Raw genomic sequence first — 15168 nt, forward strand, 5'->3', positions numbered from 1 at the left:
ACGGGCGCGAGCAGGGGGTTTGCGGCTGAGCTGTGACATCCCCTAGGGGAGCCCCGGGGGGTTGTCCCCACCCTGGGGAAACGGATGAGGGCCGGGCGCTCAAGCACCCGGCCCTCATCCCGTACGGACGTCCCGTACGGACGTACGGAGCTACTTCACCGGCTCCGGCTCCGGCGCACCCTCCGGCTCCTCCATCGGCTCGCCGTCCGCCGGCGGCGTCTTCACCGAGTCGAGCAGCAGCTGCGCCACGTCCACGACCTGGAGCGACTCCTTCGCCGTGCCGTTGTTCTTCTTCCCGTTGACGGAGTCGGTGAGCATCACCAGGCAGAACGGGCAGGCGGTGGAGACGATGTCCGGGTTGAGCGACAGCGCCTCGTCGACCCGCTCCTCGTTGATGCGCTTGCCGATGCGCTCCTCCATCCACATCCGCGCGCCGCCGGCGCCGCAGCAGAAGCCGCGCTCCTTGTGGCGGTGCATCTCCTGCTGGCGCAGGCCGGGGACGGCGGACATGATCTCGCGCGGCGGGGTGTACACCTTGTTGTGCCGACCCAGGTAGCAGGGGTCGTGGTAGGTGATCAGGCCCTCGACCGGGGTGATCGGGACCAGCCGGCCCTCGTCGATGAGGTGCTGGAGCAGCTGGGTGTGGTGGATGACCTCGTACTCGCCGCCGAGCTGCGGGTACTCGTTCGCGATGGTGTTGAAGCAGTGCGGACAGGTCGAGACGATCTTCTTCGCCGACTTCGGCTTCTTCGTCGCCGGTTCGTCGTCGTCCTCGCCGAAGGCCATGTTCAGCATGGCCACGTTCTCCTGGCCGAGCTGCTGGAACAGCGGCTCGTTGCCCAGGCGGCGCGGGGAGTCACCGGTGCACTTCTCGTCGCCGCCCATGATCGCGAACTTCACGCCCGCGATGTGCAGCAGCTCGGCGAACGCCTTCGTGGTCTTCTTCGCCCGGTCCTCCAGGGCGCCGGCGCAGCCGACCCAGTACAGGTAGTCGACCTCGGACAGGTCCTCGACGTCGCGGCCCACGATCGGGACCTCGAAGTCGACTTCCTTCGTCCACTCGACGCGCTGCTTCTTCGCCAGGCCCCAGGGGTTGCCCTTCTTCTCCAGGTTCTTGAGCATCGTGCCCGCCTCGGAGGGGAACGCGGACTCGATCATCACCTGGTAGCGGCGCATGTCGACGATGTGGTCGATGTGCTCGATGTCGACCGGGCACTGCTCCACGCACGCGCCGCAGGTGGTGCAGGACCACAGCACGTCCGGGTCGATGACGCCGTTCTCCGCCAGCGTCCCGATCAGGGGCCGCTCGGCCTCGGCGAGCGCCGCGGCCGGCACGTCCTTCAGCGCCTCCTCGGACGCCTTCGCCCCACCCTCGGAGCCCTCCGCGCCTGTCCCGCCGCCCGCCAACAAGTACGGCGCCTTGGCGTGCGCGTGGTCGCGCAGCGACATGATCAGGAGCTTGGGGGAGAGCGGCTTGCCGGTGTTCCAGGCGGGGCACTGCGACTGGCAGCGACCGCACTCGGTGCAGGTGGAGAAGTCGAGGATGCCCTTCCAGGAGAAGTGCTCGACCTGCGAGACGCCGTAGACGTCGTCGTCGCCCGGGTCCTCGAAGTCGATCTCCTTGCCGCCGGACGCCATCGGCTGGAGCGCGCCGAGGGCCGACGCCCCGTCGGCGTTCCGCTTGAACCAGATGTTCGGGAAGCCGAGGAAGCGGTGCCAGGCCACGCCCATGTTGGTGTTGAGCGAGACGGTGATCATCCAGATCAGCGAGACGCCGATCTTGATCATGGCGGTGAAGTAGATCAGGTTCTGGAGGGTGGCGACGCTCAGGCCGTCGAAGAGGGCGACGAGGGGGTACGAGACGAAGTAGCCGGCCTCGTAGCCGTCCACGTGGTGGATCGCGCCCTCCAGCCCGCGCAGCACCAGGATCGCGAGGCCGATGGTGAGGATGACGTACTCGACGAAGTACGCCTGCCACGCCTTGGAGCCGGCGAAGCGGGACTTGCGGCCGGCCCGGGAGGGCAGGCTGAGCAGTCGGATCACGATCAGGGCGACGATGCCCACCACGGTCATCAGACCGATGAACTCGGTGTACATCTCGAACGGCACCCAGGTGCCGATGACCGGCAGCACCCAGTCGGCCTGGAACAGCTGGCCGTACGCCTGGAGCAGGGTGGGCGGCAGGGTCAGGAAGCCGACGGCGACGAACCAGTGGGCGAATCCGACGATGCCCCAGCGGTTCATCCGGGTGTGGCCGAGGAACTCCTTGGCCAGGGTGATCGTGCGCTGCTTGGGGGCGTCGGTGCGGCTGCCCGCGGGCACGGCCTGGCCGAGCCTCACGAAGCGGTAGATCTGCGCCACGGCTCGGGCGATGAGCGCGACGGCGACCACGGTCAGGACCAGCGACACGACGATCGCGGCGAGCTGCATTTCGGGACTCCTCGGGCCTGCGAGGGGGGACGTTCCAGCACTTCCGGTGTACTGCGGGGCGAGCCGCGGTGGTGGGCCCCGATGGACCCGTCGCGACTACTAAGCGGTAACTTAATGGGTTCGTGCTGACATTACCCACTTACGTCGCCGCACTGTAGCCACGCGGGCGGTGATCTGTGTCGCTCAGGCTTGCCTCAGCCCCTGCGGACGCGGTACGCGCGGCTCCTGGTCCGGCGCCGTGGCGGCGCCCCGCAGCCGGCGCGGGCCGAGGCCGCGGGCGGCGATCGTGGCCGTGCGCACCAGGATCGCCAGGTCCGTCCCGAGCCAGTGCTCGCGCACGTAGTGCAGGTCCTGGACGGCCATCTCCTCCCACGGCAGCCCGGACCTGCCGCCGATCTGCCAGGGGCCGGTGATGCCGGGGCGGACCGCGGTGCGGGCGCGGGCGGCGCCCGTCAGGGGGTGGTCGACGGGCAGCGGTCGCGGGCCGACCAGCGACATCTCACCGCGTACGACGTTGATCAGCTGCGGCAGGTGGTCCAGGTAGTGGCGGTGCAGCAGCCGGCCCGCGCGGGTGGCGGGGTCGGTGCGGAACGTCAGCATCGGGAAGGGGTGGCCGCCGGCGCCGGCGCGCCGCCGGGGGACGAGGACCGGGCCGCGGGAGGTGGCGGCGACGGCGGCGGCGAGCGCCAGCAGTGCGGGGGTCAGGAGGAGGAGCAGGAGGGTGCCGCCCACGACGTCGACGGCTCGCTTGGAGGTGGACATCCGCGTCTCCCGTGGGAGTGGTTCGCTGCTTCTTGGTGTTGTTGCTACGGGATGAGCTTTTTGAGCTGCTGTGTTGGTGTTTGTCGACTTCCGTGGGGGACGACTTTCGCAGACGCTCCGGCTCGGGGGCGGTGCGCCACGCGCGGTGGCGGCGGCGGGGCGCCGCGGGCGCCAAGGCTGCGGATAAGCGTGGGGTAAAAGTTGAGTGGGGTGGGCTCAGGTCTGTTGACTCCACCCGGACCGTCGGGCATGCTGTGAGTCAGATCCACTCAAGTAGTTTCAGCTGGAGGAATTGACATGGCACGTGCGGTCGGCATCGACCTGGGCACGACTAACTCCGTCGTCAGCGTTCTGGAGGGCGGCGAGCCCACCGTCATCACCAACGCCGAGGGAGCCCGGACCACGCCGTCCGTCGTCGCCTTTGCGAAGAACGGCGAGGTGCTGGTCGGCGAGGTCGCCAAGCGCCAGGCGGTCACGAACGTCGACCGGACGATCCGCTCGGTCAAGCGCCACATGGGCACGGACTGGAAGATCGAGCTCGACGGCAAGAACTTCAACCCGCAGCAGATGAGCGCCTTCATCCTGCAGAAGCTGAAGCGGGACGCCGAGGCGTACCTGGGCGAGAAGGTCACCGACGCGGTGATCACCGTCCCGGCGTACTTCAACGACTCCGAGCGCCAGGCCACCAAGGAGGCCGGCGAGATCGCGGGCCTGAACGTCCTGCGCATCGTCAACGAGCCGACCGCCGCCGCCCTCGCCTACGGCCTGGACAAGGACGACCAGACCATCCTCGTCTTCGACCTCGGCGGCGGCACGTTCGACGTGTCCCTGCTGGAGATCGGCGACGGCGTCGTCGAGGTGAAGGCCACCAACGGCGACAACCACCTCGGTGGCGACGACTGGGACCAGCGCGTCGTCGACTACCTGGTCAAGCAGTTCCAGAACGGCCACGGCGTCGACCTGGGCAAGGACAAGATGGCCCTCCAGCGGCTCCGCGAGGCCGCCGAGAAGGCGAAGATCGAGCTGTCGTCCTCCACCGAGACGACGATCAACCTGCCGTACATCACCGCCTCCGCCGAGGGCCCGCTGCACCTGGACGAGAAGCTCACGCGCGCCCAGTTCCAGCAGCTCACCTCGGACCTGCTGGAGCGCTGCAAGACCCCGTTCAACAACGTCATCAAGGACGCGGGCATCGCCCTGTCCGAGATCGACCACGTCGTCCTGGTCGGCGGCTCCACCCGCATGCCCGCCGTCGCCGAGCTCGTCAAGGAGCTGACCGGCGGCAAGGAGGCCAACAAGGGCGTGAACCCGGACGAGGTCGTCGCCATCGGCGCCTCGCTCCAGGCCGGCGTCCTCAAGGGCGAGGTCAAGGACGTCCTGCTGCTCGACGTCACCCCGCTGTCCCTCGGCATCGAGACCAAGGGCGGCATCATGACCAAGCTCATCGAGCGCAACACCACGATCCCGACCAAGCGCTCCGAGATCTTCACCACGGCCGAGGACAACCAGCCGTCCGTGCAGATCCAGGTCTACCAGGGCGAGCGCGAGATCGCGGCGTACAACAAGAAGCTGGGCATGTTCGAGCTGACCGGTCTGCCGCCGGCGCCCCGCGGCGTCCCGCAGATCGAGGTCTCCTTCGACATCGACGCCAACGGCATCATGCACGTGACCGCCAAGGACCTGGGCACGGGCAAGGAGCAGAAGATGACCGTCACCGGCGGCTCCTCGCTGCCGAAGGACGAGGTCGACCGGATGCGCCAGGAGGCCGAGCAGTACGCGGACGAGGACCACCGCCGCCGCGAGGCCGCCGAGACGCGCAACCAGGGCGAGCAGCTCGTCTACCAGACGGAGAAGTTCCTCAAGGACAACGAGGACAAGGTCCCCGGTGAGGTCAAGGCCGAGGTCGAGACCGCGCTCGGCGAGCTGAAGGAGAAGCTCAAGGGCGAGGACTCCGCCGAGATCCGCACCGCCACCGAGAAGGTCGCCGCCGTCTCGCAGAAGCTGGGCCAGGCCATGTACGCCGACGCCCAGTCGCAGCAGGCCGCGACCGGTGACGCCCCCCAGGGTGACGCCGGCCAGGCCAAGGCCGACGACGACGTGGTCGACGCCGAGATCGTCGACGACGAGAAGCCCAAGGGCGGTGCCGCGTGACGGAGGAGACCCCGGGCTTCGACGAGAAGCCCGACGTTCCCTCCGGCGCCACCTCTGACGACGCCGCCGAGACCGCCGGCTCCTCCGAGAAGGAGGGCCGCGCGGCCCCGGCAGGGGACGCAGCCAAGACCGCCGGCCTGACGGCTGAGCTGGACCAGGTGCGCACGGCGCTCTCCGAGCGCACCGGCGACCTCCAGCGCCTCCAGGCCGAGTACCAGAACTACCGCCGTCGCGTCGAGCGCGACCGGGTGTCGGTCAAGGAGATCGCCACGGCGACCCTCCTGGCCGAGCTGCTGCCCGTGCTCGACGACATCGGCCGCGCGCGGGACCACGGGGAGTTGGTGGGCGGCTTCAAGTCCGTCGCCGAGTCCCTGGAGACCGCCGCGGCGAAGATGGGCCTCCAGCAGTTCGGCAAGGAGGGCGAGCCCTTCGACCCGACGATCCACGAGGCGCTGATGCACAGCTATGCGCCGGACGTCACGGAGACCACGTGCGTCGCGGTGCTCCAGCCGGGGTATCGCATCGGCGAGCGGACCATCCGCCCCGCGCGGGTGGCCGTGGCCGAGCCCCAGCCGGGCGCGGCCCCGTCGACCTCCGGCAAGGAGTCCGCGGAGTCCTCGGACGCCAAGGGTGCCGCTGCCGAGGACGGTGCGGCGGACGCCGAGGGAGCGAAGGGTGCGAAGGCTGACGGCGAGGAGAGCGGTGGCCCGGACAAGGGCTAGGGAGTGTCTTCAAAGTGGCGTCGTCCGCCCTTTGGGCGCAGACGGGACTTTGAAGACACGACCTAGCGCACGGGCGCCGATGAAGGTGACGGGGCGGAAGGAGGGACGTCGATGAGCACGAAGGACTTCGTCGAGAAGGACTACTACAAGGTCCTCGGCGTCCCCAAGGACGCCACCGAGGCCGAGATCAAGAAGGCGTACCGCAAGCTCGCCCGCGAGTTCCACCCGGACGCCAACAAGGGCGACGCCCGGGCGGAGGAGCGCTTCAAGGAGATCTCCGAGGCGAACGACGTCCTCGGCGACCCCAAGCGGCGCAAGGAGTACGACGACGCCCGCGCCCTCTTCGGCAACGGCGGCTTCCGCGCCGGTCCCGGCGGCGCCGGCGGCAGCTTCAACTTCGACCTGGGCGACCTCTTCGGGGGCGCCCAGGGCGGGGCCCCCGGTGGGGGCGGAGGTGCCGGCGGCTTCGGCGGCGGGATCGGGGACGTCTTCGGCGGCCTGTTCAACCGCGGCGCGGGCGCGGGCACCCGTGTCCAGCCCCGCCGCGGCCAGGACGTCGAGTCCGAGGTGACGCTCAGCTTCACCGAGGCGGTCGACGGGGCCACGGTCCCGCTGCGGATGTCCAGCTCCGCACCGTGCAAGGCGTGTTCGGGCACCGGCGACAAGAACGGCACGCCCCGCGTGTGCCCGACCTGCGTCGGCACCGGTCAGGTCTCGCGCGGCGGCAGCGGCTCCTTCTCGCTCACCGACCCGTGCGTGGACTGCAAGGGACGCGGGCTGATCGCGCAGGACCCCTGCGAGGTCTGCAAGGGCAGCGGGCGCGCCCGCTCCTCGCGCACCATGCAGGTGCGGATCCCGCCGGGCGTCTCCGACGGCCAGCGGATCCGGCTGCGCGGCAAGGGCGCCCCGGGCGAGCGCGGTGGACCGGCCGGCGACCTGTACGTCGTCGTGCACGTCGGCGCGCACCCGGTCTTCGGTCGCAAGGGTGACAACCTCACCGTCACCGTCCCCGTGACGTACGCGGAGGCGGTGCTCGGCGGCGAGGTCAAGGTGCCCACGCTCGGCGGGCCGCCGGTCACCTTGAAGCTGCCGGCCGGCACTCCCAACGGTCGGACGATGCGCGCCCGCGGCAAGGGCGCGGTCCGCAAGGACGGCACCCGGGGTGACCTGCTGGTCACCGTCGAGGTCGTGGTTCCCAAGGATCTGAGCGACAAGGCGAAGGACGCGCTGGAGGCGTACCGCGAGGCCACCACGGGCGAGGACCCGAGGGCCGCGCTGTTCGAGGCCGCGAAGGGAGCATGAGGACGATGGACGGAAGGCGCCGCAACCCCTACGAACTGACCGACGAGTCACCGGTGTACGTGATTTCGGTGGCGGCCCAGCTCTCCGGTCTGCACCCGCAGACCCTGCGTCAGTACGACCGGCTGGGCCTGGTCTCCCCCGACCGCACGGCGGGGCGGGGCCGGCGTTATTCCGCCCGGGACATCGAGCTGCTGCGCACCGTGCAGCAGCTGTCCCAGGACGAGGGCATCAACCTCGCCGGCATCAAGCGCATCATCGAGCTGGAGAACCAGGTCGCCGCGCTCCAGTCCCGGGTCGCCGAGCTGTCGGCCGCGGTCGAGGGCGCGGCGGTGGCCATGCAGCAGCGCGAGGCCCAGGTGCACGCCTCCTACCGGCGCGACCTCGTGCCGTACCAGGACGTGCAGCAGGCGACCGCGCTGGTGGTGTGGCGCCCCAAGCGGGGCGAGTAGTGCGCACCGCCGTCGTCCGTGCGACGACGGCGATGCGGGCGCCGACGTGGTGGAGAGCCATCACCCCTTCCCGGGGCGATGGCTCTCTTCACGTGTTCCGGTCACGTGTTCTGGGCGTCGTGGTCGAGGATCCCCGACTGGGCGATCAGATAGCCGAGTTGGGTGCGGCTCCCGCTGCCCAGGGACGAGCCCAGCTTGGCGACGTGGGCGCGGCAGGTGCGGACGTTCATCCCCAGCCGCCGCGCGATCGCCTCGTCGACGTGCCCCTCCACCAGCAGTTTGGCGATGGAGCGCTGGATTCCGGTGATCCCGTCGAGATCGGGGCCGTACGAGATGGGCTCCTCCCACGGCAGCCCGTGCAGCCAGAACTGCTCGAAGACGCCGACGAGGTACTCCACGATCCCCTTGTGCCGCAGCTCCAGCGCGAAGAGCCGGTCGCTGCTGGCGGGGATGAAGGCGACCTTGCGGTCCACGATGATCAGCCGGTCGATGATCTCCTCCAGCGTGCGCACCTCCACCCCGGCGGGACCGACCTTCTCCATGTAGGAGAGCGTGGCGGGGTGGTGGCGTGCGGTGTGCTGGTAGAGCGTGCGCATCCGCACCCCGCGTTTGATCAGCGGCTCCACCCGGCGCAACGCCTTCTCCAGGGAGTGGGGTTGGCGTCCGCTGCCGGGTTGGACGGTGAGGAGTTCCTGTGTGCAGTCCGCGGTCACCTGGTCGAGGGTCGCGTTGATGCGGTTCAGTCCTTCGAGGACGGTTATCCCCTGCGGGACGGTGGAATTCTGAGCGGTGTACGCCATGAACGGTTCGAGGGCGTCGGTGAGGGCCACGGCCCGGCGGCGGCGTTCCTGGATTTCCCGCTCGATGGGGTGAATGAGTTGTGAGAGCGCGGAGGCAGGCGGAACCGGTCGCAACCACTGCGCGTCGTACGGGTCGGGGTCGAGCAGGGCGAGGTCGAAGAGACAGGGCGCGGACTCCGCTTCGGAGCGGGCGATGCGCCCGGTGCGCAGGGCGGTGATGTAAAGACCCTTTCCCGCCTCGCACAACTTTCCGTCTGCGTGAGGGTGTCCGAGTTCGCCCCCATTAGACGCCATATATACCCCCTCATGTTCCTGCAATACAGGAACATGATGCCTGCCGTCGCTGGTGCAAGCGTTCGGAGTGAGACATCGTCTAATGCGCGGGGGAGGAGGAATGATCAAATGAGGTGGAGATCACCCATGTCTAGGACGCTTCGTGCTCTCTGTGCTCTGGCCCTGGCGGCAGCCGCGCTGGGCGCGGCGGCATCCGTCGGTGAGCCCTCCTGGGAACGCGTCCCGGCGAGTTCGCTGGCGGCGACCCAGGGTGAGCCCTCGTGGGAGTCCAGCCCCCTTGGCGCGACCACGGCTGGCGAACCCTCCTGGGAAGACACCCCTGCGCACGCCCTTGAAGGTGTGGCATGACCATTCCCCCGGACGACCGGTCCTTCCGGCGTGAGATGGCCACGGCCTACCGCTCGGGGTGGCACTTCATCGACCTCGTCACGGCAATCCCCCACCGCGGCGATTCGTTGATGGTCACCCTGTTCGGCGAACCGATCGTCGTGGCGCGCGAGGAGGACGAGGACGTTCGAGCGTACCGGTGCCTGCGACGGCCGCGAGGGGCGCCGCAGCCCGTCCGGTGCGCGATCCGGTACGGCATGATCTTCGTCAATCTGGATCAGCGCGATCAGGAAATGGTCGAGCCCGACACCACCACCGCCACCCCCCGCAGTGCCTGAGCGATTCCCCCGTCGTTCCAAATCGCTCCGGCACTTCCCCCACACAGCGGCGCCATCGCGGACCTGAAACGCGATGGCGCCGCTGTGCGTCTGCGTACGGTACGGATGAGGCGCAAGGTTCCCGACCCCGGGCGCGCGGCGGGTCAGGCCCGCCCCAGGGCCCGCTCGACGGCGATCTCGATCACCACGCGGTCGGGGTTCGGCCGGGGCGTGCGCCCGTAGCGCTCCGCGTACCGGCGTACGGCGTCCGCCACCACCGCCGACTCCGTGCGCACCCGCGCCTGGCCCTCCAGGGTCGCCCAGTGCCTGCCGTGCATCTGGCAGACCGCGACCCGGGCGCCGTCCCCGCCCGCCGCGGCCAGCACGTGGGCGACCTTGCGGCTGCTCTTGTTGGTGATCACCCGGGCGACGCCCTCCTCCGGATCGAAGGTCACCCCCACCGGTACGACGTGCGGGCTGCCGTCCGGCCGCAGCGTGGTCAGCGTGCACAGGTGGTGCTCGCGCCAGAACGCCAGGTACCCGGGCGTCAGGTCGCGCAGATCGGTGATGGCCATGCCTCCACCCTAGGGAGCGGCAGCGGGAGCCGGGAGCGGGCGGGGTGCGTCCCCAGTTCAGGGGCCCCACCGCTGGCGGGAGCATGGTTGAGTGGAATAGACTCAACTTTGTGCAGGTTTACCGAGTCAGTATCAGTGCACTGACGCGGGGTGACCTGTGGAGCCCCGACCCACCCGCGAGGAGGAGAGACAGGACGTGGACGCCGAGCTGACCAACAAGAGCCGGGATGCCATCAACGCCGCCACCAATCGGGCGGTGTCAGCCGGTCATCCCGACCTGATCCCGGCACACCTGCTGCTGGCCCTGCTCGCGGGCCAGGAGAACGCGAACATCATCGACCTGCTGGCCGCCGTGGAAGTCGACCAGGCGGCCGTACGGGCCGGGGCCGAGCGGGTGCTCGGGGCCCAGCCCAGCGTCACCGGCTCCACCGTCGCACCGCCCCAGCCGAACCGCGAGTTCCTGGCCGTCATCGCGGACGCCGCCGAGCGCGCCAAGGAGCTGGGGGACGACTTCCTCTCCACCGAGCACCTGCTGATCGGCATCGCCGCCAAGGGCGGCCAGGCCGGCGAGGTGCTCTCCGGGCAGGGCGCCTCCGCGAAGAAGCTGCTCGACGCCTTCGCCGCGATCCGCGGTGGACGCCGGGTGACCACCGCCGACCCCGAGGGCCAGTACAAGGCCCTGGAGAAGTTCGGCACCGACTTCACCGCCGCCGCCCGCGACGGCAAGCTGGACCCCGTCATCGGCCGGGACCAGGAGATCCGCCGGGTCGTCCAGGTGCTGTCCCGGCGCACCAAGAACAACCCCGTCCTCATCGGCGAACCCGGCGTCGGCAAGACCGCCGTCGTCGAGGGGCTCGCCCAGCGCATCGTCAAGGGCGACGTCCCCGAGTCGCTGAAGAACAAGCGGCTGGTCTCCCTCGACCTCGGCGCGATGGTTGCAGGTGCGAAGTACCGGGGCGAGTTCGAGGAGCGGCTGAAGACCGTCCTCTCCGAGATCAAGGAGAGCGAAGGCCAGATCGTCACCTTCATCGACGAGCTGCACACCGTCGTCGGCGCGGGCGCCGGCGGCGACTCCGCCATGGACGCGGGCAACATGCTCAAGCCGATGCTGGCCCGCGGCGAGCTGCGCATGGTCGGCGCCACCACCCTCGACGAGTACCGCGAGCGGATCGAGAAGGACCCGGCGCTGGAGCGCCGCTTCCAGCAGGTGCTGGTCGCGGAGCCCACCGTCGAGGACACCATCGCCATCCTGCGTGGACTCAAGGGCCGCTACGAGGCCCACCACAAGGTCCAGATCGCCGACTCCGCGCTGGTCGCCGCCGCCACCCTCTCCGACCGCTACATCACCTCCCGCTTCCTGCCCGACAAGGCCATCGACCTCGTCGACGAGGCCGCGTCCCGGCTGCGGATGGAGATCGACTCCTCGCCCGTCGAGATCGACGAGCTCCAGCGCGCCGTCGACCGGCTGCTGATGGAGGAGATGGCGCTGAAGAACGAGTCCGACCCCGCCTCCCGCCAACGGCTGGACAAGCTCCGCCGCGACCTCGCCGACAAGGAGGAGGAGCTGCGCGGGCTGACCGCCCGCTGGGAGAAGGAGAAGCAGGGGCTGAACCGGGTCGGCGAGCTGAAGGGCCAGCTCGACGAGGCCCGCGGCCGGGCCGAGCGCGCCCAGCGCGACGGCGACTTCGACACCGCCTCCAAGCTGCTGTACGGGGAGATCCCCACCCTGGAGCGCGAGTTGGAGGCCGCGTCGGAGGCCGAGGCCGAGGCCCGTACCACCACGATGGTCAAGGAGGAGGTCGGCTCCGACGACATCGCGGACGTCGTCGGGTCCTGGACCGGGATCCCCGCCGGCCGGCTGCTGGAGGGCGAGACGCAGAAGCTGCTGCGGATGGAGGACGAGCTGGGCCGGCGGCTGATCGGCCAGGGCGAAGCCGTCCGGGCCGTCTCCGACGCGGTGCGCCGCACCCGCGCCGGCATCGCCGACCCCGACCGCCCCACCGGCTCCTTCCTCTTCCTCGGCCCCACCGGCGTCGGCAAGACCGAGCTGGCGAAGGCCCTCGCCGACTTCCTCTTCGACGACGAGCGGGCCATGGTCCGCATCGACATGTCCGAGTACGGCGAGAAGCACAGCGTCGCCCGGCTCGTCGGCGCGCCCCCCGGCTACGTGGGGTACGAGGAGGGCGGCCAGCTCACCGAGGCGGTGCGGCGCCGCCCGTACAGCGTCGTCCTGCTGGACGAGGTGGAGAAGGCGCACCCCGAGGTCTTCGACGTGCTGCTCCAGGTCCTCGACGACGGCCGGCTCACCGACGGCCAGGGCCGTACGGTCGACTTCCGCAACACCATCCTCATCCTCACCTCCAACCTCGGAAGCCAGTATCTGGTGGAGCCGCTGACCAGCGAGGAGGAGAAGAAGCAGCAGGTCCTGGAGGTCGTCCGGGCGTCCTTCAAGCCGGAGTTCCTGAACCGGCTGGACGACCTGGTCGTCTTCTCCGCGCTCGACCGGGACGAGCTGGCGCGGATCGCCCGCCTCCAGCTCGACCGACTGGCCCGCCGCCTCGCCGAGCGCCGGCTCACCCTCGACGTCACGCCCGCCGCGCTGGATTGGCTGGCCGACGAGGGCAACGACCCCGCGTACGGTGCCCGGCCGTTGCGCCGGCTGGTGCAGACCGCGATCGGCGACCGGCTGGCCCGGGAGATCCTGGCCGGCGAGATCACCGACGGCGACACCGTACGGGTGGACCGCTTCGAGGACGGGCTGATCGTCGGCCCGGCGACCGAAGGGGGCGCCGAGGAGCCGGTCACGAAGGCGCTGTAGCACCGTCGTGCGCCCCCGCCCCGCGGATCACGACGGCTGCGCGGGGTGGGGGTTGCCACCCCCGCCCCGGCATGGGGGAGGATGGCGGCATCCGTACGAAGGGAAGTCCACGGTGACCATCGATCCGTCCTCGATTCCGAATTTCGGGGGCCAGCCCCAGCCTCAGTCCGCAGGACCGGCGGGACCCGTCGTTCCCGATCAGGACCTGGTCAAGCAGCTCCTCGACCAGATGGAGCTCAAGTACGTCATCGACGACGAGGGCGACCTCGCCGCCCCGTGGGAGGAATTCCGCACGTACTTCATGTTCCGCGGCGACGCGGAGCAGCAGGTCTTCTCCGTCCGCACGTTCTACGACCGTCCGCTGGACGTCGACGACCGGACGAAGATCCTGGAGAAGATCGACGACTGGAACCGCCGCACCCTGTGGCCGAAGGTCTACACGCACCTGCACGAGGACGAGGAGGGCGGCGCGTCCGTCCGGCTCATCGGCGAGGCGCAGATGCTGATCGGGATGGGCGTCAGCCTGGACCACTTCGTCTCCTCCACCGTCAGCTGGGTGCAGGCGTCGATGGAGTTCGACAACTGGTTCGCCATCGAGATGGGCTTCAAGGCCCCGCCGGAGGGTGACCAGCCGGGCGCGGAGCCCGAAGGCGCCTGAGAGCCTGCCCCTGGGCCCGGTCGGCTCTCAGAGGGCGATCGGCGACAGCGTCAGCAGGTACGTGCCGTACCCGAACGAGAGCCCGGCCAGGGCGGTGACCACCGCGACCGCCGCCCCCGGCCGGGCCCTCGTCAACCCCAGCGCGATCGGCAGCAGCAGCGGGAACGCCGGCAGCAGGAAGCGCGGCTTCGACTCGAAGAAGCCCGAGCCGCCGAGGGTGATCAACAGCAGTACGCCCGTGTAGACGAGCAGCGCCGCGGGCGGGCGCTCCAGCACCAGCAGCGCGCCGAGCACGACCGAGGCGAGCACGATCAGCAGCGCCATCGTCACCGAGAACACCGCCGGCCGCAGCACGATGTCCCGCACCACCCGCAGCGCGCCCGCGCCGAAGTCGAACTGCGACGTCCAGCCGCGCTGCACCGCGAAGTAGCCGCCGAGCGGGTCGCCCGTGCGGACCCCGACGAACAGCACGTAGCCGCACCAGCCGAGCGGGGCGAGCGCGGCGGCGAACCACGGCCGCCACTCGGTGCGCCGCTCGCGACGGGCGAGGCGCACCAGCTCCACCGCGGCCACGCAGACCACGGCGGCGGCCACCGCGATCCCGTTCGGCCGCGACAGCCCCGCGAGCGCGGCGAGCACCCCCGCCCACACCCAGCGCCGGGTCAGCACCGCGTACAGCGACCAGGCGGCGAAGGCGGTGAGCAGCGGCTCCGTGTACGCCATCGTCAGCACGATGGAGTGCGGCAGCAGCGCCCACAGCAGGACGAGGACGGTCGCGACGCGCCGCCCGTACAGCCGCTCGCCGATCGCGTAGATCCCGCCGGCGGCGACCAGCGCGGCGCTCCAGGAGATCAGCAGCCCCAGCGTGCCGCTGGTGACGCCGGGGACGACGTACGACAGCGCCCGCACCAGGCCCGGGTAGAGCGGGAAGAACGCGAGGTCGTTCTGGACGGCGCCGGGCCAGGTCAGAACGCGTCCGTAGCCGTGCTCGGCGATGAGCATGTACCAGTCGGAGTCCCAGGCCCGCCCCAGGATGGCGCGCGGCCTGCGCCCGATGTGCCAGGCCCATCCGGCCATCAACGACAGCCCCGTCAGCCGCGCCGCGACGAACAGCCCGAGGGCGGGGGCGGCGCGCAGGAGCGCGGCGCGCAGCAGTGCGGTTCGGGCCGGCTCCGGGGCCTTGGCGTCGGCGAGGTCCTCGACGGCGGCTGTGGTGTCGGCGGGCAGGGGGCACCTCCGGGCGCGGTTCGTGTGCTTCGCACACAACATGGGTCGCGGGGGTGCGCGGCGCGAGTGTCGCTGCGGTGACGGGGCCGGGGGCTCCTGCGTTCCCACCCGTCTGGCGCAATGCCCGACGGGCGGCGGGGTGCGGTCTGAGGGGTCCGGGTGACGTGCGCGCCGTTTCCCCGCGGGTGCGTTGGTCTCCGCGGCCCGGTGGTGGGCTTGTCGCGCAGTTCCTCCCCCTACACCCAGCTTGATCCTTAACGTCTGGCCTGGTCGCGTGGTCACTCTTTGGAGTGATCGCAGGGTATGAGGGCGGCCTTCCCCGTGATCCTGAACTCT

At 70.3% G+C, this 15168-nt stretch carries 12 protein-coding genes; 7 read left to right on the plus strand and 5 right to left on the minus strand.

Annotation, left to right across the window (positions count from 1 at the left end):
- Positions 1-150 precede the first annotated feature (150 nt).
- Together AB0E05_RS30320 and AB0E05_RS30325 are read right to left on the minus strand one after the other, a co-directional pair.
- The gene (locus tag AB0E05_RS30320) at positions 151-2430 is read right to left on the minus strand and encodes a (Fe-S)-binding protein (protein WP_361969328.1); all 2280 of its coding nucleotides are present in this window, start codon (positions 2428-2430) and stop codon (positions 151-153) included.
- 183 nt (positions 2431-2613) lie between these two features.
- Complete coding sequence (locus tag AB0E05_RS30325; protein WP_361969331.1) at positions 2614-3192, minus strand: sugar transferase; 579 nt, start codon at positions 3190-3192, stop codon at positions 2614-2616.
- A gap of 297 nt (positions 3193-3489) precedes the next feature.
- Between AB0E05_RS30325 and dnaK the strand changes: the two genes are divergently transcribed.
- From dnaK to AB0E05_RS30345, 4 genes are all read left to right on the plus strand, one after another.
- The gene (dnaK, locus tag AB0E05_RS30330; RefSeq protein ID WP_361969334.1) at positions 3490-5343 is read left to right on the plus strand and encodes a molecular chaperone DnaK; all 1854 of its coding nucleotides are present in this window, start codon (positions 3490-3492) and stop codon (positions 5341-5343) included.
- A complete protein-coding gene (gene grpE / locus AB0E05_RS30335; protein WP_361969337.1) occupies positions 5340-6065 on the plus strand; it encodes a nucleotide exchange factor GrpE in 726 nt (241 codons plus the stop codon). The genes dnaK and grpE overlap by 4 nt, the downstream gene beginning before the upstream one ends.
- A 111-nt stretch (positions 6066-6176) precedes the next feature.
- Positions 6177-7367 (plus strand): molecular chaperone DnaJ, encoded by a 1191-nt coding sequence (gene dnaJ / locus AB0E05_RS30340; protein WP_361969340.1) that lies wholly within the window; start codon positions 6177-6179, stop codon positions 7365-7367.
- Positions 7368-7372: 5 nt separating this feature from the next.
- Entirely contained in the window at positions 7373-7816 is a 444-nt protein-coding gene (locus tag AB0E05_RS30345; protein ID WP_361539258.1) for a helix-turn-helix domain-containing protein, read from the plus strand.
- Positions 7817-7917: 101 nt separating this feature from the next.
- On the opposite strand, the gene AB0E05_RS30350 is transcribed toward AB0E05_RS30345, so the two are convergent.
- Complete coding sequence (locus tag AB0E05_RS30350) at positions 7918-8910, minus strand: helix-turn-helix transcriptional regulator (RefSeq protein ID WP_361969344.1); 993 nt, start codon at positions 8908-8910, stop codon at positions 7918-7920.
- 344 nt (positions 8911-9254) lie between these two features.
- Here AB0E05_RS30350 and AB0E05_RS30355 point away from each other — a divergent pair, with 344 nt between their 5' ends.
- Positions 9255-9575 carry a (2Fe-2S)-binding protein gene (locus AB0E05_RS30355; RefSeq protein ID WP_361539264.1) on the plus strand — a complete coding sequence of 107 codons (321 nt, stop codon included), beginning with the start codon at positions 9255-9257 and terminating at the stop codon, positions 9573-9575.
- Positions 9576-9718: 143 nt separating this feature from the next.
- Here the strand turns inward: AB0E05_RS30355 and AB0E05_RS30360 are convergent, their stop codons facing one another.
- Positions 9719-10129, minus strand: a complete 411-nt coding sequence (locus AB0E05_RS30360) for a TIGR03618 family F420-dependent PPOX class oxidoreductase (RefSeq protein ID WP_361969347.1) — start codon at positions 10127-10129, stop codon at positions 9719-9721.
- A 196-nt stretch (positions 10130-10325) separates the two neighbouring features.
- Here AB0E05_RS30360 and clpB point away from each other — a divergent pair, with 196 nt between their 5' ends.
- On the plus strand, positions 10326-12947 hold the full coding sequence (gene clpB / locus AB0E05_RS30365) for an ATP-dependent chaperone ClpB (protein WP_361969350.1): 2622 nt from the start codon (positions 10326-10328) through the stop codon (positions 12945-12947).
- Positions 12948-13059: 112 nt separating this feature from the next.
- A complete protein-coding gene (locus tag AB0E05_RS30370; protein WP_361969353.1) occupies positions 13060-13605 on the plus strand; it encodes a YbjN domain-containing protein in 546 nt (181 codons plus the stop codon).
- 27 nt (positions 13606-13632) lie between these two features.
- On the opposite strand, the gene AB0E05_RS30375 is transcribed toward AB0E05_RS30370, so the two are convergent.
- Complete coding sequence (locus AB0E05_RS30375) at positions 13633-14874, minus strand: glycosyltransferase family 39 protein (RefSeq protein WP_361969356.1); 1242 nt, start codon at positions 14872-14874, stop codon at positions 13633-13635.
- Positions 14875-15168: the final 294 nt, after the last annotated feature.

It is taken from the genome of Streptomyces sp. NPDC048057, from assembly GCF_040653095.1.
GTDB lineage: Bacteria > Actinomycetota > Actinomycetes > Streptomycetales > Streptomycetaceae > Streptomyces.

What these genes read in the sequence shown, in the direction of transcription:
- AB0E05_RS30320 (WP_361969328.1), bottom strand. Translation starts at nt 2,430, where the DNA reads ATGCAGCTCGCCGCGATCGTCGTGTCGCTGGTCCTGACCGTGGTCGCC.
- AB0E05_RS30325 (WP_361969331.1), bottom strand. Translation starts at nt 3,192, where the DNA reads ATGTCCACCTCCAAGCGAGCCGTCGACGTCGTGGGCGGCACCCTCCTG.
- dnaK (WP_361969334.1), top strand. Translation starts at nt 3,490, where the DNA reads ATGGCACGTGCGGTCGGCATCGACCTGGGCACGACTAACTCCGTCGTC.
- dnaJ (WP_361969340.1), top strand. Translation starts at nt 6,177, where the DNA reads ATGAGCACGAAGGACTTCGTCGAGAAGGACTACTACAAGGTCCTCGGC.
- AB0E05_RS30345 (WP_361539258.1), top strand. Translation starts at nt 7,373, where the DNA reads ATGGACGGAAGGCGCCGCAACCCCTACGAACTGACCGACGAGTCACCG.
- AB0E05_RS30350 (WP_361969344.1), bottom strand. Translation starts at nt 8,910, where the DNA reads ATGGCGTCTAATGGGGGCGAACTCGGACACCCTCACGCAGACGGAAAG.
- AB0E05_RS30355 (WP_361539264.1), top strand. Translation starts at nt 9,255, where the DNA reads ATGACCATTCCCCCGGACGACCGGTCCTTCCGGCGTGAGATGGCCACG.
- AB0E05_RS30360 (WP_361969347.1), bottom strand. Translation starts at nt 10,129, where the DNA reads ATGGCCATCACCGATCTGCGCGACCTGACGCCCGGGTACCTGGCGTTC.
- AB0E05_RS30375 (WP_361969356.1), bottom strand. Translation starts at nt 14,874, where the DNA reads ATGTTGTGTGCGAAGCACACGAACCGCGCCCGGAGGTGCCCCCTGCCC.